General features: G+C 39.8%; 22 protein-coding genes. 14 read left to right on the forward strand and 8 right to left on the reverse strand.

Annotated features, from left to right (window positions below; translation table 11 throughout):
• Positions 1-62: 62 nt before the first annotated feature.
• Positions 63-296, forward strand: coding sequence for an Rdx family protein (locus JI665_RS29165; RefSeq protein WP_349769501.1), 234 nt, complete (start codon positions 63-65; stop codon positions 294-296).
• A gap of 243 nt (positions 297-539) precedes the next feature.
• On the opposite strand, the gene JI665_RS05680 is transcribed toward JI665_RS29165, so the two are convergent.
• The gene (locus JI665_RS05680; protein WP_206837415.1) at positions 540-941 is read right to left on the reverse strand and encodes an Hsp20/alpha crystallin family protein; all 402 of its coding nucleotides are present in this window, start codon (positions 939-941) and stop codon (positions 540-542) included.
• Positions 942-1,034: 93 nt separating this feature from the next.
• Between JI665_RS05680 and selA the strand changes: the two genes are divergently transcribed.
• Positions 1,035-2,438, forward strand: coding sequence for an L-seryl-tRNA(Sec) selenium transferase (selA, locus tag JI665_RS05685; RefSeq protein ID WP_206837418.1), 1,404 nt, complete (start codon positions 1,035-1,037; stop codon positions 2,436-2,438).
• A gap of 45 nt (positions 2,439-2,483) precedes the next feature.
• Here the strand turns inward: selA and JI665_RS05690 are convergent, their stop codons facing one another.
• On the reverse strand, positions 2,484-2,630 hold the full coding sequence (locus JI665_RS05690; protein WP_009334725.1) for a small acid-soluble spore protein P: 147 nt from the start codon (positions 2,628-2,630) through the stop codon (positions 2,484-2,486).
• Between the two features lie 263 nt (positions 2,631-2,893).
• On the opposite strand from JI665_RS05690, the gene JI665_RS05695 reads away from it, so the two are divergent.
• Positions 2,894-3,151: a hypothetical protein gene (locus JI665_RS05695; protein WP_009334724.1), complete on the forward strand. Its 258-nt coding sequence runs from the start codon at positions 2,894-2,896 to the stop codon at positions 3,149-3,151.
• A 158-nt stretch (positions 3,152-3,309) separates the two neighbouring features.
• On the opposite strand, the gene sspO is transcribed toward JI665_RS05695, so the two are convergent.
• Positions 3,310-3,459 carry a small acid-soluble spore protein O gene (gene sspO / locus JI665_RS05700; protein WP_206837421.1) on the reverse strand — a complete coding sequence of 50 codons (150 nt, stop codon included), beginning with the start codon at positions 3,457-3,459 and terminating at the stop codon, positions 3,310-3,312.
• A 353-nt stretch (positions 3,460-3,812) separates the two neighbouring features.
• On the opposite strand from sspO, the gene acnA reads away from it, so the two are divergent.
• The 9 genes from acnA to JI665_RS05745 all read left to right on the forward strand — a co-directional run bounded on the left by acnA (position 3,813) and on the right by JI665_RS05745 (position 11,814).
• Positions 3,813-6,521, forward strand: coding sequence for an aconitate hydratase AcnA (gene acnA, locus JI665_RS05705; RefSeq protein ID WP_211202429.1), 2,709 nt, complete (start codon positions 3,813-3,815; stop codon positions 6,519-6,521).
• 101 nt (positions 6,522-6,622) lie between these two features.
• A complete protein-coding gene (locus JI665_RS05710; RefSeq protein WP_206837424.1) occupies positions 6,623-7,039 on the forward strand; it encodes a hypothetical protein in 417 nt (138 codons plus the stop codon).
• 55 nt (positions 7,040-7,094) lie between these two features.
• Positions 7,095-7,616, forward strand: coding sequence for a peroxiredoxin family protein (locus tag JI665_RS05715; protein WP_206837428.1), 522 nt, complete (start codon positions 7,095-7,097; stop codon positions 7,614-7,616).
• 231 nt (positions 7,617-7,847) lie between these two features.
• Entirely contained in the window at positions 7,848-7,979 is a 132-nt protein-coding gene (locus tag JI665_RS05720) for an FbpB family small basic protein (protein ID WP_026041570.1), read from the forward strand.
• 62 nt (positions 7,980-8,041) lie between these two features.
• The gene (locus tag JI665_RS05725) at positions 8,042-8,185 is read left to right on the forward strand and encodes an acid-soluble spore protein N (RefSeq protein ID WP_009334718.1); all 144 of its coding nucleotides are present in this window, start codon (positions 8,042-8,044) and stop codon (positions 8,183-8,185) included.
• A gap of 154 nt (positions 8,186-8,339) precedes the next feature.
• Positions 8,340-8,591 (forward strand): small acid-soluble spore protein Tlp, encoded by a 252-nt coding sequence (gene tlp / locus JI665_RS05730; RefSeq protein WP_206837431.1) that lies wholly within the window; start codon positions 8,340-8,342, stop codon positions 8,589-8,591.
• Between the two features lie 137 nt (positions 8,592-8,728).
• A complete protein-coding gene (locus JI665_RS05735; RefSeq protein ID WP_206837433.1) occupies positions 8,729-11,041 on the forward strand; it encodes an AAA family ATPase in 2,313 nt (770 codons plus the stop codon).
• A 2-nt stretch (positions 11,042-11,043) separates the two neighbouring features.
• Positions 11,044-11,481: an acyl-CoA thioesterase gene (locus JI665_RS05740; protein WP_206837437.1), complete on the forward strand. Its 438-nt coding sequence runs from the start codon at positions 11,044-11,046 to the stop codon at positions 11,479-11,481.
• A 33-nt stretch (positions 11,482-11,514) separates the two neighbouring features.
• On the forward strand, positions 11,515-11,814 hold the full coding sequence (locus JI665_RS05745) for a hypothetical protein (protein ID WP_206837440.1): 300 nt from the start codon (positions 11,515-11,517) through the stop codon (positions 11,812-11,814).
• Between the two features lie 96 nt (positions 11,815-11,910).
• Here the strand turns inward: JI665_RS05745 and JI665_RS05750 are convergent, their stop codons facing one another.
• The 5 genes from JI665_RS05750 to plsY form a co-directional block, all read right to left on the reverse strand.
• Positions 11,911-12,204, reverse strand: coding sequence for a HesB/YadR/YfhF family protein (locus tag JI665_RS05750; protein WP_206837442.1), 294 nt, complete (start codon positions 12,202-12,204; stop codon positions 11,911-11,913).
• Between the two features lie 109 nt (positions 12,205-12,313).
• Positions 12,314-13,126 carry a CPBP family intramembrane glutamic endopeptidase gene (locus JI665_RS05755; protein WP_206837446.1) on the reverse strand — a complete coding sequence of 271 codons (813 nt, stop codon included), beginning with the start codon at positions 13,124-13,126 and terminating at the stop codon, positions 12,314-12,316.
• Positions 13,127-13,194: 68 nt separating this feature from the next.
• Positions 13,195-14,355 carry a CapA family protein gene (locus JI665_RS05760; protein ID WP_206837449.1) on the reverse strand — a complete coding sequence of 387 codons (1,161 nt, stop codon included), beginning with the start codon at positions 14,353-14,355 and terminating at the stop codon, positions 13,195-13,197.
• 128 nt (positions 14,356-14,483) lie between these two features.
• Entirely contained in the window at positions 14,484-15,224 is a 741-nt protein-coding gene (locus JI665_RS05765) for a sensor histidine kinase (RefSeq protein WP_244671083.1), read from the reverse strand.
• A gap of 269 nt (positions 15,225-15,493) precedes the next feature.
• Complete coding sequence (gene plsY / locus JI665_RS05770) at positions 15,494-16,078, reverse strand: glycerol-3-phosphate 1-O-acyltransferase PlsY (protein ID WP_206837456.1); 585 nt, start codon at positions 16,076-16,078, stop codon at positions 15,494-15,496.
• A gap of 196 nt (positions 16,079-16,274) precedes the next feature.
• Between plsY and JI665_RS05775 the strand changes: the two genes are divergently transcribed.
• On the forward strand, positions 16,275-16,598 hold the full coding sequence (locus tag JI665_RS05775; protein WP_206837459.1) for a DUF3243 domain-containing protein: 324 nt from the start codon (positions 16,275-16,277) through the stop codon (positions 16,596-16,598).
• A gap of 133 nt (positions 16,599-16,731) precedes the next feature.
• Entirely contained in the window at positions 16,732-18,174 is a 1,443-nt protein-coding gene (locus JI665_RS05780; RefSeq protein ID WP_206837462.1) for a phospholipase D family protein, read from the forward strand.
• Positions 18,175-18,247 lie beyond the last annotated feature (73 nt).

Here is an 18,247-nt window from a genome sequence, read left to right on the forward strand (position 1 = left end):
AATAATTATACTAAAATGTCATTATATTTACATTTTAGCAAATTACACACGGGGGTTTTAATATGGCATATGAAGTAACTGTTGAATTTTGCATGATGTGAAACTACGCACCAAAAGCCGCGAGTTTCGCGGAAGAACTTTTTACACATTTTCGCTCTGAGATTTCAAAAATGGAACTGGTTCCAAGTAAAGGTGGAGCTTTTGAAGTGACAGTTAATGGAAAAAAGCTATATTCCAAGCTCGAGACTGGCATTTTTCCTAAAACCAAAGAAATAATTGAAAAGATGCAGTTATAAACTGCCAAACCTTCTCCTCAGGGAGGAGGTTTTTTACTGATCCATAATAATATTATCGCAGTCTAACGGGCAGTAAGACTCCCGCTTCAAGACTCAGAAGAATCAATGGAGGATTATTAGGGGTCAAACTGCCCGTAAAGGCCCGATTGGTTCAACAAACAATCAGTGGGGGATAAAACCCAGCTGATTGAGGTTTCACTTTATGTAAACAAAGGGCAAAAAGGCTACCTCTATCTCAGTTTATCAATCGATGCTGATATCTCTATCGCATCCTGGACCAGCTTCATTTTTATTTATAAAAATCTCTAATATCTCATTTGAAAAATCTGCGCTTACCCTTTTATTAATAACTGAAAAAGGCAGCTTTACCTTACGCATACATGGCTGGCCGCAGCGAATTGGACCAGTTTCATCTATTTTAACCGCTTTAATGATCACGGTGTTTTCTTTTAAGGAAACGGTTACATCTTTTGAAACGCAACCTGTTAAAAGCGCCTCAACGATAATTTCCGCTTCCGTATCATATAAGTCGATGCGAAAAGTAATTTGATCCAAATATGATGAAAGCGGGTCCAAGTAATAATCCTCCATCCATTTTTCCAATTCATCCAAATTAAACGGATGGAAATCTTCCTTTTTGTTCAATTTCAAAACCCCCTTGTTTCAATCTATAGTATTCATTTAATGTAAAATAGTGAAAAATGATATAATAATCAGGCAAGTGCTGGAGGGATCTTTATGAAAAGTACAGTCAGAAATATTTTGCCGGTTCATGAACTGCAACAAGACCGGCGATTTACTCATTTAATGAAACAGTATGAACTTGACTTTATACATACAACTAACGTTTTTAAAGAGGTCATTGCTGAGATCAGGAATAACATTCTTGATGGGAATTGGGCCGGTGAGGAGCCTGGTACGGAAGAATTTACGGCCGCTATATTTAAAAAAGCAGAAGAGGTAATCACTGTTCGGTATGGTTATACACTTAAAAGGGTTATCAATGCCACTGGCACTATTCTTCACACTAATCTTGGCCGAGCGCGTTTAAGCAAATCAGCAGCCGAACATATGCTTGAAATTGCCAGGAACTATTCCAATTTGGAGTATAACTTGAATGAAGGAGCACGGGGATCCAGGCACAGTCACCTGGAAAGCCTGGTCAAAGAGCTGACAGGTGCAGAATCTGCTATGGCAGTTAACAATAACGCTGCTGCCGTTTATATCATTCTAAAAGCGCTTGCTGAAGAAAAAGAAGTAATAGTTTCCCGCGGCCAGCTTGTTGAAATCGGGGGTTCCTTCAGGGTATCAAGCATAATGGAAGAAAGCGGTGCAAAGCTGGTTGAGGTAGGAACTACGAATAAAACCCACTTGGAAGATTATGAAAAAGTCATCAACGCAGATACAGCGATGATTATGAAGGTGCATACGAGCAATTTTAAAATTATTGGCTTCACCAAAGAAGTTGGAACTGACGAACTTGCCCGCCTGTCAAAAGAAAAAAGTATCATATTCTATGAAGACTTGGGCAGCGGTGCACTATTTGATTTTAAAAGCAAGGGAATCGGCAATGAGCCAGCTGTTAGCGATGTGGTAAAAATGGGAGCAGATATCGTTTCTTTTAGCGGGGACAAGCTTTTGGGCGGTCCGCAGGCAGGCATTATTGCCGGTAGAAAGGACTTAATCGAAAAGCTGAAAAAACACCAGCTTGCCCGGGTTCTTCGGGTTGATAAAATGACAATTGCTGCGCTTGAAGGCACGCTTATGGATTACTTAAAAGGGGAAGAGGGTCTGAAAAATATTCCGGTGGTCCATGATGTATTGACGACCAGTGATGAACTCGAAGCGAGAACAGCACAATTTCTTCACAGATTACAAGCAGCTGCGAAGGATTATGAATGCTCTATGAGAGAAAGTACAGGGCAAGTTGGGGGAGGCACAATGCCTGATGTTGAACTGCCGTCCTGGATTGCCGTTTTAAAGCACAGGCGCTACTCAGCGGAGCATATTGGCCGCAAGTTAAGAATAAATTGTACTCCTTCTGTAATAGTCAGGATATATAAGGAAGAAATACTGATTGATCTCCGGGCAGTAACTGCAAATGAGGAAGACATCATTATAAAAGCATTAACTGCCATTTAATTCTTGCAGCTGCCTGATCTTTAGGCAGCTGCTTTTGATTAAATTTTACATATCATGGTGGGAATTATGTTTTTGTCTGGTATGGTTACGGTTTTTCACTTTTTTCGAGCCGCTTAATGGTTCAGGCTGTCCATCGTTATTATGTCCTTTGGGTGCATTTTTTCGCATGTCTTTGCCATTGTTTTTGTTCATTTGATGCCCTCCTCATAATATAGGATGCTGACTTCCGCTCCAGGCAGCTGTTGTACTGTGCTGCCGTCTTACTGGCTGATGGGCAATAAGATAGAAGGAGATATTCACCTTCATCTCATGTGTTAGTTTGGCTCTTTTACATGAAAAATTGCCTTGCAAATTGTGGTTGAATTTCAAGATTTCCGCCTGAGTGATTTGGCGGAATATTTTATGGGTCAATTGCGCAATTTAATGGTACAAATTTTGTTAGGAGTGAACTAAGCATGCCATATCATAAAGATAAACAGCAGGCATTTCAGGCAGCACAGCAGGGAATGGAAGATGCACAGGAGCTATATGCTGAAATTGTAAAAGATTCTGCCAGTTACGGCCATCAGCTTAAACATCTTAAGCAGGAGGTAAATGAAGCGTACGCTCAAATTGAAAATGCCTTAGAGGTTGCATCGGATCATCAGCGGGCACAATTGGAGAGATTTCAGCAGGACTTGCGATCCATGGTTGATGATGTGAACCAATACTAGAAAGTTATGAATGAATAAAATCAACCAAACCCGGCTGAAGCCCAGCCGGGTAATTTAATAAGCAGATAAAGGATTGTGCATTTCGATATCTTTACGGCAAAAGCAGCCTGCCTCCTCGAAGTGTCCTGGGGCAGGCAAGGCGCTTCCGCTTTCCTTATTTACTGATTCTTTTTCCTTTTTTTATTATTTTGCTTTTGCGCTTCTGTTAGGGGTTCATTGGCAAATTCCTCATTGTAGCCGGTGCCCATGCCCTGCCCTTTTGCAGCATTCATACCCTCAATAATATGATTAGCCTTTCTTTTAGCCATAGCGAATCACCTCCGTAGGACTATTTTTCCGTGGATGATGTCATTTTATGTTGTTTTTTAAAAGAGACATTCCTCTTTTTCGTTTTATCAGTATAATAACCAAGCAAGAACCGGTTTTATCTTCTAATTGAAAAACGCTATCAATTACGGCATTTAAAAGGCTAGAAGAAGTAAATAAGAAATTATGATAAGAAAAACTTATCAAAAACAATAACTTTCTTGTTATTTACTTATATAACAGGTTGTATTAATATAGGAATTGTGAGAAAAGTAAGGATGGATGAAAATTCAAACTTTTCGACAATTACCTAACACTTGGTATATGATGTTTATTGAAAGAGGGGGTAATACATTTGGCAAAGAATGATGTGTTCAATTCCCGCAAATCCTTTGATCTGGACGGGAAGCGCTATCACTACTATCATTTAGGCGCTCTGGAAGAAGCTGGAGTGGGTAATGTTTCCAAATTGCCTTATTCTATTAAGGTATTATTGGAATCAGTACTTCGTCAATATGACGGCCGTGTAATTACAAAAGAGCATGTTGAAAACCTGGCAAAATGGGGAACTTCTGAAGTAAAAGAAGTAGATGTTCCTTTCAAACCATCACGTGTAATTCTGCAGGACTTCACTGGAGTTCCGGCAGTAGTTGACCTGGCTTCATTGCGTAAGGCAATGGCTGACATGGGTGGGGACCCTGACAAAATCAATCCTGAGAAGCCGGTTGATCTGGTTATCGACCACTCTGTACAGGTAGATAAGTATGGTACGCCTGATTCTCTTGAAGCCAACATGGAGCTTGAATTCGAACGCAACGCTGAGCGTTACCAGTTCTTGAGCTGGGCACAAAAAGCATTTGACAACTATCGTGCAGTTCCTCCTGCAACGGGTATTGTTCACCAGGTGAACCTTGAGTTCCTTGCGAATGTTGTTCATGCACTGGAAACAACAGAAGGCGATTTTGAAACTTTCCCTGATACCCTTGTAGGTACTGACTCCCATACAACCATGATCAACGGTATCGGCGTTCTTGGATGGGGTGTAGGAGGTATTGAAGCTGAAGCAGGTATGCTTGGACAGCCTTCATATTTCCCTGTGCCTGAAGTTGTAGGGGTTAAGCTTACTGGCGAGCTTCCTAACGGAACAACTGCCACTGACCTTGCTTTAAAGGTAACCCAGGTACTGCGCAGCCAGGGAGTGGTTGGCAAGTTTGTAGAATTCTTCGGCCCTGGTGTTACACAGCTTCCATTGGCTGACCGAGCTACAATTGCTAACATGGCACCAGAATACGGAGCTACTTGCGGATTCTTCCCTGTTGATGCGGAAGCCCTGGATTACATGCGCCTGACTGGACGTCCAGAAAAGCAAATCAAAATTGTGGAAAAATACTGCAAAGAAAATGGAATGTTCTTTGATCCGGCTCTAGAGCCAGTATATACGAATGTAGTTGAAATCAATCTTGCCGAAATTGAAGCGAACCTTTCAGGTCCTAAGCGTCCACAGGACTTAATTCCGCTTTCAGCTATGAAAAAGGAATTCAATGACGCTATCACAGCTCCTCAAGGCAACCAGGGCTTTGGCTTGGATAAGAAAGAAATCGACAAAGAAATCACTGTTGAGTTTGCAAATGGCGATTCAACCAAGATGAAAACGGGTGCAGTTGCCATTGCGGCAATCACTAGCTGTACAAATACTTCAAACCCTTATGTTTTAGTTGGTGCAGGTTTAGTGGCGAAAAAGGCAGTTGAACTTGGAATGGAAGTTCCTAAGTTCGTAAAAACTTCCTTGGCTCCGGGATCTAAGGTTGTTACTGGATACCTGCGTGATTCAGGTCTTCTTCCATACATGGAACAGCTTGGATTCAACCTTGTAGGTTATGGCTGTACAACATGTATCGGTAACTCCGGCCCATTAAGAGAAGAAATCGAAAAGGCTGTAGCTGAAAGCGACCTTCTTGTAACATCTGTTCTTTCCGGTAACCGTAACTTCGAAGGGCGTATCCATCCGCTTGTAAAAGCTAACTACCTGGCTTCTCCGCCATTAGTAGTTGCTTATGCACTAGCTGGAACAGTCGATATCGATCTTCAAAACGAGCCAATCGGAAAAGACAAGAATGGCAACGATGTCTTCTTTAACGACATTTGGCCATCTACTGCTGAAGTTAATGAAGTGGTTAAACAGACTGTTACACCTGAATTGTTCCGTAAAGAATATGAGCATGTATTTGATGACAATGCCCGCTGGAACCAAATCCAGACAAGCAATGAGCCGTTATATTCATTTGATGATAATTCAACATATATCCAGAATCCTCCGTTCTTTGAAGGCTTAACTCCTAATGCTGATGAAGTTAAACCTTTATCAGGATTGCGTGTTGTCGGCAAGTTCGGTGATTCTGTCACAACTGACCATATTTCTCCGGCAGGTGCGATCGGCAAAGATACACCAGCAGGAAAATACCTTCGCGAGAACGGTGTTGAACCACGCGACTTTAACTCTTATGGATCCCGCCGCGGTAACCATGAAGTTATGATGCGCGGTACATTTGCAAACATTCGTATCCGCAACCAGATCGCACCTGGTACAGAAGGCGGCTTCACAACATACTGGCCAACAGGCGAAGTAACTTCCATCTATGATGCTTGCATGAAATACAAGGAAGATGGAACTGGCTTAGTAGTTCTTGCCGGCAAAGACTATGGAATGGGATCTTCCCGTGACTGGGCTGCAAAAGGTACGAACCTGCTTGGAATTAAAACAGTTATTGCTGAAAGCTATGAGCGTATCCACCGTTCTAACCTTGTTCTAATGGGTGTACTTCCGCTTCAGTTCAAGGCAGGCGAAAGTGCAGAAACTCTTGGTTTGTCAGGAAAAGAAACAATCGATGTTCAAATCGATGAAAATGTTAGACCACGTGATTTTGTTAAGGTTACAGCTACAGATGAAAACGGCAATCAGACTTCTTTTGAAGCTCTTGTTCGTTTTGACTCTGAAGTTGAAATTGATTACTACCGTCACGGCGGAATCCTGCAAATGGTTCTTCGTGATAAACTGGCTAACTAATTATGACTGCCGCTATGTGCTCGTTCACATAGCGGTTTTTTATTTTACAAAATATACGGGTTCAGGTATGTTAACTATATATTAACTTTGGGGGGCTGACTTTGGGTGCATTTTTAATTGGGCCTTTATTAGTGAAGTATGAATGGGCATTAGTCCTGCTCTCAGCTATCGTTGCTTATTTTACTATTGCAAATACATTAAGAGATAACGGGGAATATAAAAAAATCTTTCTGAATGTCATAATAAATGCAGTTCTAATTGGCTTTTTTACTTATAAATTTAGTTCAATTCTCTTTCAGACAAAAACCATTCTAAGCAACCCTATGGGGATTTTATATTTCTCAGGAGGAAGTAAAGGAACCATGTTAGGGGCTTTTTTGGCTCTTTTCTATTTAGTAAAGGAAATGATGAAATACAAATATCCGCTCAAAAATTGGATTTATGGAATTGTTTACGGATCTGTCACATTTATGCTGTCTTATTGGCTGTTTAGAACCTTATTAATTTTGCTTTTCTAGGTTAAAATACAATCAAGGAAGCAAAAAGCCCTTAATAGCCGGGAGGGAATACAGCATGTTCAAAAAAATGTTTTCAGCTGCTGTGTTATTAATAATTACTACTGCAATTTTTGTGGTGCAGGCAGTTGAAAAAGATGAAGTCAAGAGTCATCCCGTTAATCAGACTGGTTTAGGAATAGGCTTGAAAGCCCCAGATTTTGAATTGAAAAACCTTCAGGGGGATACAGTAAAGCTCTCAGATTATAGAGGAAAGAAAGTCATGCTCAACTTTTGGGCAACATGGTGTCCTCCATGTAAAGCTGAAATGCCTGATATCCAAAAATTCTATATTCAAAAGGGAAATGAAGTTGTTATATTGGCAGTGAACATCGATCCTCAATCTGATGTTGCCGGCTTTGCAGAAGAAATGCGCGTGAATTTTCCAATTCTCCTTGATGTGAATGATAAAGCATCCAATGCCTATCAAATAATAACGATTCCTACCACTTTTTTTATTGATGAAGAAGGAATTATCCGGAATAAATATTTAAGTGCGATGTCCCTTGAAATTATGAATCAGTATATAGATGAAATGTAAAAAACATCTGTCGGGAGCAGATGTTTTTTTGTATAGGTTTACACCGCCATAAAAAAGGAAATTTAGATGAAAAGCTTTTTTTCTGAATATTTTACCAATAGCAGTGAACCTTATGTACTTTTTCACGTATTCTGGGTATATGCGGATTAAATTTTCGAAAAGTTGTAATAATTTAAAGAGTTTCTGGAGATAATGACTGTTACAATGTTATTAAAGGAAGGTGAAAGATTTATGAGAAAGCCTAGAAAACGCTCCTTTGCAGAATTAGTTTCAGAAAATAAACGCCAGCTGCTTAAAGATCAAGATGCAATGGAAAAAATCGAAGAACGCCTCGAGCTTAAACGACTTAACAAGGCCGAATAGAATTACTTGCCATTCATGAAACCCTCTGAATTTGACCATACTTAAAATGAGGAGGGATATCCATGAGTAATCAAAAAAGACACCCTAATCATTTTGCCCCGAACCATATTGGTACACAATCACGCGGATTTGGCGGCAACAAAGGCAAGAAAATGCAGGACAAATCCGGGCAGCATGCTCAAGTGATTCAAACTAAAGGCGAATAACTGTAATTAACCTGCTGTTTCATTTACGGCAGGTTTTTTGTTTCAAAAGTCAGGCATACTTTCAGGCAAGCTGCCCACACATTTCCGCCAATATTTTTCTTGTTCTTTCACAAACTAATTTTGTACCAACACCTAAAAAAGGGAGGAACAAACCATGGCACATAACAGACCAAATCCAGATGACCGCAGCGATAACGTTGAAAAGCTTCAGTCCATGATCGTTCATACGATCGAGAATATGGACGAAGCTGAAGAATCAATGAAGTATGCAAATGCAGAGGACCTAGCCAGGATTGAAGCAAAAAATGAACGCCGCAGGGAAAGCCTTGCTTCATTCCGTTCTGAAATAAAGGACGAGTATCAGGCACAGCAGAACGGCAATACCAGCGAGAAAAATAATTATTAACAACCAAAAAAGACCTAATCCAGTGTGATTAGGTCTTTTCCTATTGAAAGATCATGATAAGGAGCTCATTCTTTATAGATCATTACAGAAATATGGTAAGATAAGTTGTGGAAACTAAGAAGAAGAAGTGATAATCGATGACACAACAGAAAAGACAGGCAAAACCGGCGGAGGGCCAGGTTTATCATTGGAAAAATGAGCTTGATCAGTACGGATACATACAAAATGAAGCAGAATTGCTAAATGTTATTAAAAATATCAATGAAAAAGCAGATCCCCGGCTTCTTTCGGAATTACTGACCATCGCTGCTATATCCAGGTTAAGCAAGTATACCGATGATACTCTTGCCAGTGCGTGGCTTCAGAAGGCTGTTGAACTGGACACAGGCAATAGTTTGGCGGCTGCCCAATTAGGAAAATCCGAGTGGAAAAATAAAAGCAATCTTCTTGAAACGCTGACTTTCCCGCCGATTCGGGAAACCGATAACAGGGCAGCAAAAAAGAAGACAGCTGAGCAATTCATAGAAATTTGCAGAAGCTTTATCAACAAATCAGATGATGAGTTGGAAGATCTGCAAAAAAAGCAGCATGCCTATGAGGATGTGGAATACCGGAAGCTGACTGAAATACTTGAAAAAGCTATTGAAGAAACAGCTTTTCTTTTAAAAGCTGCTGAAGAATATGAGCAATCTATATCCGGTGTTTTCCATACTTCAACCTATTACACCGATATGAAAAAGCACTTGAATGCCATCAACAGACTTAAAAATGAATGGAAAGAGATATTTGAATCGGAGGATGAAGAGTCTGATTTACCAAAAGACCCTCTGGTTGAACTCAATGAAATGGTTGGCCTGCACTCGGTCAAAAACAGAGTACATGACTTTTACCGTTTTTTAAAATATCAAAATGAACGCAAGTCACTTGGTTTTCAAACGAAAGATGAACTCAGCCTTAATATGATTCTTACTGGCAATCCAGGTACAGGCAAAACAACTATCGCCCGGCTTTTGGCAAAGATTTATCATAGCCTGGGTGTATTGCCGCGGGAAGAAGTAATAGAAGCAGATCGGTCACAGCTGGTTGGGGGATTTGTCGGTCAAACGGAGGAAAATGTCAGGGCGGCCGTGGAAAAGGCTATCGGTGGAGTGCTGTTCATTGATGAGGCGTACAGCTTAAAGCGTGAGGGACAGACCGGCAGTGACTATGGACAAACAGCCATTGATACTCTCGTATCACTGATGACCGGTACGGAATATGGAGGAAAGTTTGCGGTTATCATGGCCGGTTATCCAGAAGAGATGAGACAATTTCTGGACAGTAATCCTGGCCTTCGCAGCCGTTTCCCAGAGTCGAATTTTATTGCGCTGCCTGATTATTCTAATGAGGAGCTTCTCCAGATTGCAGAAAAGCTGTCTGCGGATAATGATTATGTCCTGACGGAAGGGGCAAAGCAGGAACTTGGAAAGCGAATTGAAAAAGAGCGGGTTGATGATACGTTCGGAAATGCCCGGACTGTCAGAAACATTGTTCTAGATGCTATTTTTAGAAAAGGCTCACAAGCTGAAAAGAACGAAAACATCATGGCATATACACTCTTGGAAAAAGAAGATTTTGAAAGTGAAGAAGAAGAAAAGCTAATGGATCCACAAGAGCAGCTTGCCCAATTAATCGGACTTGAAACAGTTAAAATAGAAGTTCATAACTTAGTGTCATTTGTTAAGATGCAGCAGCTGCGCCGTGAAAAAGGGCTGCCTGTTGTCCCTATCCAGCTGCATTCAGTATTTACCGGGAATCCGGGGACAGGGAAAACAACTGTAGCAAAGATTTATGCAGAATTGCTGAAGGAATGCGGATTTCTGAAACGCGGACATTTGATGGTTGCGAGCCGTGCTGATTTTGTAGCTGGCTATGTAGGCCAAACCGCCATCAAAACAAAGAAAAAGATAAGAGAAGCGTTAGGCGGGGTCCTTTTCATCGATGAGGCCTATTCACTTCTTTCCCAGACATCAGGAGATTTCGGAAAAGAAGTCATCGATACATTAGTGGATGAAATGACAAAACATAATGAAAATCTTGTCGTTGTTTTAGCGGGTTACCCAAATGAAATGGAAAAACTAATGTCAAGTAATCCGGGGCTAAAGTCCCGCTTTAAAAAGTTCTTTCATTTTAAGGATTATTCAACGGCAGAGCTATTGGAAATTATTATATCGTATGCTGGACAATATGAATATACGCTTACGGAAGAAGCAGGGGACTACCTTAACCGCACTTTAGCAAAGATCGAAATAAATGGGAATGGACGCTTTGCCGCCAACCTGGCAGATGAGGCTATTCAGGCACAGGCAATGAGAATCGTATCAGCAATTGATGAGGATATAGAACAGGTTAGCATTTTGGAAAAAGAAGATTTTGAAATCGCCTTAAAAAAGATCAGCAAAGGGGAATAAGTATGCTCATTTCAACAAAAGAAATAGAAGTAAGATATGCAGAAACAGATCAAATGGGAGTCGTGTATCACGCCAATTATCTGGTATGGATGGAGCTTGGCCGGACACAGATCATAAAAGATCTGGGGTTCAGCTATGCTGAAATGGAGAAGGATGGCATCATTTCGCCTGTTCTGGATATCCTGGCTTCCTACAAAAAACCACTGCGCTATGGTCAAACTGCGACGATAAAAACCTGGATTGAAGAGTATGACGGATTCCGCGTCAGCTATGGATATGAGATTTACAATGATGAAGGAGATCTTGCTGTAACAGGCTTGTCCAAGCATGTTTGCGTCAAAAAGGATAATTTCCGGCCGATCTCAATTAAAAAGAAATATCCTGATTGGCATGAAGCATATGAAGAAGCTAAAAAACAGCCGGAGAGTGCTGTCAGATAATTTTGCTTACTGCTCAAAGAATGGAGAAAATATATGGCATTCGGTCTTCGCAGAAAAGATCTTCAAGAATGGAAGATGAAAATAGATCGTGGAGAAATTGCTTTTTTAACCCATTATTGGATAGATGATCGCTTCCCAGGCTGTAAAACGGTCACAAAGGTCGGGTGTTCGGATCTGAAGAAGTTGATAGAATGGGGAGAAACACATGGCCTGAAGGCTGAGTGGATTGATTATCGGGATGATGGGTACTCGCATTATGACTTGATTGGTGACAGGCAGAAAGAAATACTTGAAAAGGAGAAGCTCTGGGAGCAGCTGGAACGGCTGCTGTAAGAAAAGCGGAAGGCGCCCTTGAGCTAGACCGTTATCTATCTTCGGAGTTTATTATTATCTTTTATAGAAAAAAGAAGCAGGCCGGATCTGCTTCTTTTACCCATTGTTATATTTGAATTCAGGTTCCCGTGCTTTCTCATTAAATGTTACGAATAAATCATGATTATCAAAGTACCATAAGTCCTTTTCTTCAATAAAGTAAGTAATTCCGTTTTTTTCAGTCTGCACTCCTGCGTTATGCGGGTGTTCATTAGAGACTCCTAATGAAAAACCTTGCTGGACAGTACTGCAGCCGCCATATCTTGCAAAAAAGCGGACGAAGTCACCATTATTCAAGAGCATTTCCTCCTGATACCATTGGGCAGCCTGATCTTCAATATGTATGTTCATTTGAAATTCCTCCTCCTGGGTGATAGTCATATTATAGGCTAGTTTTTCCCTGTGCGCGAATAAAATGTCTGTTCCAATACCTTTAATGATGGATTGAATCAATATTTATTCATCCTGGGAATGGGATTAAACCGCTTAAAATCATAAATACGTTCATGGCCATGTGCCATATGGCAGCAGGGAAAATACTTCTGGACCTAACAGTAATAGCCGCATAGAATATTCCCCCAGCAGCAAACAGCAGACATAGGCCAATAGAGTAGCCAAGCATGATATGAGAAAATCCAAACGCCAGCCCAGAAATAAGAACAGCTGCCTTATCGCCTGAAAGCTCCGACATTCTAGATAAGATGATTCCTCTCCATAAAAGCTCTTCCATTATTCCATTAATGATGGAGAAGCCAATCAGGAATATGATAAAGTCCCTGGTAAAGGAGTTTTCAGCAGTAAAAATTGAATAGGCAAATGAAGCAAAATTAATCATGATGGCAATCACAAGAAAATGTTTTATTTTTAATGAATGGAAGCCGCTCCATATGAATGGGAAATATATTTGGGAATTCCAATCCGGTTTGCGCAATAAGGGGATGGCAGTTTTATTAAATTTTATAGAAATATAGACAAGCAGAAGAATAGGAATTAACAGAAGAACCCGATTGAATATCATTAAGATATAGTGTTGAAATGGCAGTGCATCAAGCATTTTATCGCCATAAAGAAACAGTAGACTGCCTGTTAAGTACCCTGCAATGATCCAGGCAAACACACGCTCCAGCTTTGAAGTGAATAGTAAAAAAAGGATAAGTCCAAAGGAAAGTATAAAAGCGAAAGCAAAAAGTTTGTATTGAAAAAGCACTATTGAAGCTGTGAATATACATAATTGCAAATAAGGAAAAGATTTAGTAACATAAGCGGTTTTCATGATCATAGCTCCTTTGCTACAATATATTTTACCATTTTTTACATAAAAAAAGCGCTAAAAAGCGCTTTTTACTGAACATGATCGAGCATATGTGCCATAATTTCATTGTATTTGGACTCTGCATTGGGAAGGCCATAGCCGCCAGCATCCTTCAACGGTACGACCCGATATTTTTCCTGCTGTTTATTGCTTACGTATGTCGGGATGAACCCCGGATTGGAAAGTTCAATATTGACACCGGTTTGATCAATATACTTCGTTATCTCTACAGTTGCAATACCGCCTATGTCCTTGTAATCATTAATCTGGCCGGATAAAAAATTGCCCAGAGAGTATACAACAAGAGATTTCCGTCCGTCTTTCCTGTCAATCCATTCCATTGGCTGCAGTACATGTGGATGGTGTCCAAAAATAATGTCCACACCATCATTTGCAAGGACCTCTGCCAGTTCCTTTTGTTCCTCTGTGGGCTGAAGCTGGTATTCATTTCCCCAATGCATACTCATAACAACTACGTCAGCTTCATCTTTTGCCCGGTTAATTTCCTCTTTCATTGCTGTTCTATCAATAAGGTTAACGAGATAATCTTTTCCTGCCGGAACGGGCATTCCGTTTGTACCATATGTGTAAGAAAGATAAGCAACTTTAATTCCGTTTTTGTTTAGTATTTTTAAGGTTTGCTGTTCGCCGGGGGTTCTGCTCGTTCCTACATGCGGCAATCCTATCTGATCTAAATAATCCAGGGATGTTTTCAAACCTTTTTCTCCCTTATCAAGTGAATGGTTATTGGCTGTTGAAACAATGTCAACACCAGCCTCAATGAGGGCGTCTCCCACTTCCTGAGGGCTGTTGAACATGGGGTAACTGGAAATGCCTATTTCCGGACCTCCCAAAATAGTCTCTTGATTGGCAAGCAGGATGTCGGGAGTTTTTAATAGCGTTTTTGCATGCTCAAACATCGGCTTGAAATCATAGCCTGTCTTTGTTTTTGCAACATTATATACCCTGTCATGAATCAGTATGTCGCCAATTGCTCCCAATGTCGCCTTCTCTATAAGCATTTTATTAACCGCGGTGGTTTCTCTGTTTTCCATATGCAATTGAGCTGGTTTGGCTTCAGCTGCCTCAGCCTTATTTTCAGTGTGCATTTTAAAGATGAGCAGGCCCGAGCAAATTAAAAATGTGGTAAAGAAAAATGCGGATAGCAGGAAGGCTTTGGTGAATTTCATAAAAATTATCCCCTTAATATAAAGCATCAGATATATTAATAGTCTAATTTTAATATGAATTTTTACATTTTTCATCTTTTTTTTTCTATTTTGCAAATTCCATTATTTGATATATTGAGATAAATGCCTCAGCTCAAGATTGCAGGGAGTTCAATTTCAAAAATGGTGCCATGCGAATATTTGGAATGGACTTTAATTTTGCCATCATGTTCTTCTATTATCTTCCGGCATATTGATAAACCGATTCCAGTTCCTTTTTCTTTTGTTGTATAAAATGGCACAAATAATTGGTTTATGGTTTCTTCTGTCATTCCAGGTCCATTATCCTCAATAATGATTTGCGTTTTCTGGTTAATTGTTTTGACAATAAGACATACCTTACTTTCCGTTGCATGAGCTTCTTCACATGCTTCAAGGGCATTTTTAATAATGTTAATCAGCACCTGCTTTATCTGCTTCAAATCACCATAGAAGAGGGGGTTTCTGGAGCTAAGGCTTACTGTAAGGTGTATATTTCTAATGTTAGCCTCGTTTTCAAATAAGATATTCATTTCCTGAATCAATTTGTTTATATCAATTTCCGTTTTTTTGTTTTGAGCAGGTTTGGATGCATTTAAAAATTCATAAATCATATCATTTGCCCGATTTATCTCTTCTATGGCAATTTCTGCATACTGTTCTTTGCCGATCTCAATTAAATAAGGCTTCAAGAGCTGAATAAATCCTTTTACTGTTGTAAGCGGATTTCTAATTTCATGTGCAATACCCGCAGCAAGTTGTCCAATATCTGCCGAGTAATCAGATGTCATTTCGGTTTCTTTAATTTCTTCCGCTGCTTTTTTTAGGTAATTCTCTTTTTCCTTTTCCATTCCATAATTCATCCTTACTTTAACGTTTTTGGCTGAAATTTTTTGCCTAAACTAATGTATGGCGAAAGATAGCAATTTATGTTTTTTTATGTATAAAAATTTGATTGTTATAAAATTTTTTAATATTAAGCTTCTGGGTCTTTGTGATTAGTATAATATCACTTTAACACTTTATTCAAATAAACTATACTGAAATATCTGAAAATAATTCAAATTAAATAAAAAAAACAGCAGATGAAATCTGCTGCTTTGCGCTGCTGGCTGTTTTTTCAGCCAAGCCATTTTATTTTGGGCTCAGTTTTGTCCTTTATTCGTTTAATGTTTGCTCTATGCCTGTAAATAACAAAGAATCCCAGAATTGATACAACTATAATGAGTGGTATGTCTCCCAGAATAAGTGCGTAAATAATGGAGGCAACTGCTGCCAGAATAGAGGACAAGGACACGTACTTTGTTATGTAAAGGCTTAGAAAGAAAACACCCAATATGATAAGAAACATTAGGGGTACATAGGCTAACAGCACTCCCCCAGATGTGGCAACTGCTTTACCGCCGCGAAAGCCGGCAAACAGCGGATACATGTGCCCTATAACTGCAAAAACACCTGCTGCAAGATGATGCATGTCCGAACCAAAGAATAAGGGGAGGGCTGCAGCAAGGGTGCCTTTTAAGATATCAGCTATGGTTACAATCATGCCTGCTTTAACCCCAAGGGTCCGGAATGTATTGGTACCGCCTAAATTTCCGCTGCCATGCTCCCGGATATCCACTCCATAAAAAACTTTCCCGACAATTAAACCAGAAGGAATGGAGCCAAGTAAGTAAGCTAAAATAATGATAATTCCATAAATCATAAAAACTCTCCTTCATACTTTCTATGTTAGTATATTGTACCATGTGAGCAAACCTGCATACCATGTACAAATAAAAAGTTGTCCAATTTATTTCAGTGAAGCGCCTCAAACTCTCTGCCCGGTGTTTGATATAAATTCCAGCAGGGTAATAGTAGACTGTCACAGCAATCAAATCCATATAAAGGAGAGATTCAGCATGGAACAGAATATGAATAATGTAAATGGACAAGCCGGCAATGTAGAGGAAAAGCTCAGCAATATGGGAAGCGAAAAGAAAGATGAAATTCTTTCAAGCTTTGACGGTTTTAAAGAATATTTAAGCGGTAAGGTCTCCCTGGGCCAGAAAATGGGCATGGATGAGGAACAGCTTGCAAACACAGCTCAAAAGGTAGGCGATTATCTGGCTTCCAAAGAAGATCCAAGAAACCGTGAAGAAAAGCTTCTGCAGGAATTGTGGAATGTAGGGACTGAAGAAGAAAAGCATAAACTATCTCATATGCTTGTAAAGCTTGTAGGCTAAAAAATATATATCATTCAAGGCAAAGGCGCAGCCCTTTGCCTTTTATTTTGCTTGCAAACGCATAGATGAGTTTACAATAGTCAAAAATGGTCTATATATAGTTATCGCAGTCTAATGGGCAGGGGGAGTCCTGGTGAAAAAGGTTCGGGGAAAGTTAAATAGAAAAGCAGTATGGATACCCATTTTGAGCCTTGTGCTGGTATTGACAGCAACCATCATCTATCAATCCAATAAACCATTGCCAAAAGGCCTTTCTTTCGAAGGGGAAGTTCACACTGTAGAAGATATTAAGTTCTTATACGATTTAACTTTTGAAAAAGATAACGGCAGAAGAGAAAGTGATCAGCAGATTTTTAACCGGATATTAGAAGCAATTGGTGAGGCAGAGGATTTTATCGTGATGGATATGTTTTTATTCAATGGTTTTAATGATGGTGATAAAGAATATCCGGATATTAGCGGTAAAATAACTGAAGAGCTCATCGAACAAAAGCAAAGCCACCCCAATATGGATATTACGGTGATCACAGATCGGATTAACAGTACATATGGATCGCATGATGTACCAGAATTCAAGAAACTGAAAAAGAATGGTATAAATGTAGTTTATACCTCATTAGTTCCATTAAGAGATTCTAATCCTATCTATTCGGCATTTTGGCGTGTTTTTTTACAATGGTTTGGCCAGGGTGGCGAAGGCTGGCTTCCCAATCCGCTTGCAGAAAATGCTCCTGAAGTGACATTTCGGTCCTATCTCGATCTCATGAATATTAAAGCAAATCACCGGAAAGTTTTTGTAACGGAGAAAACAGGAATTGTCACATCTGGAAATCCCCATAATGCCAGCGGTTTTCATTCAAATATCGCGTTTGAAGTAAAAGGGTCAATTTTAGCTGACCTCGTGAAAACCGAGCAGGCGGTGGTCGATTATTCAGCATCAGGCAAACTGACAAATGCTAAGCCTGCAGACAGCAATAAAACAGGCACGGTTAAAGCCCAGGTGCTGACTGAAGGCAAGATTTATAAACACATTATTAAAGAAATCAATAAAGTCAGGAAAGGTGAAACCATCTGGCTTGGCATGTTTTATCTTGCTGACAGAAAAGTGGTTGATGCACTAAAAGAAGCAGCCGACAGGGGAGTAAAAGTAAAAATGATCCTGGATCCAAATCAGAACGCTTTCGGCTCTGAAAAAATTGGGCTGCCAAATATACCTGTGGCAGCTGAATTAGACAAATTAGGCCATGAAAACATAAAAATCAGATGGTACAATACGGGCTTTGAACAGTACCATGCGAAAATCATGTATGTAACCGGGAAAGAAAATAATATGATCATAGCTGGTTCAGCAAATTTCACAAAGAGAAATCTGGATGATTTAAACCTGGAGACAAATTTAAAAATTAGCGCTCCTGACCAATCGAAGGTTATGAAGGATGTCGACAGCTACTTTAATAAGCTTTGGAATAATAACGGTGCAATCTATACGAATAACTATCCATCCAATGAAAAAATGCCAGTGGTAAAATATTTTACTTACAGACTGCAGAAGCTTACTCACTTTACAACATACTGATAAAAACTTGAAACCTTTCCTATATTAATTCCGTTAATATAGGAGGGGTGAAAATAAGTTAAAGACATTCTAA

Origin of the sequence: Bacillus sp. NTK034, assembly GCF_017303275.1 — a bacterium.
Classification (GTDB): domain Bacteria; phylum Bacillota; class Bacilli; order Bacillales; family Cytobacillaceae; genus Cytobacillus.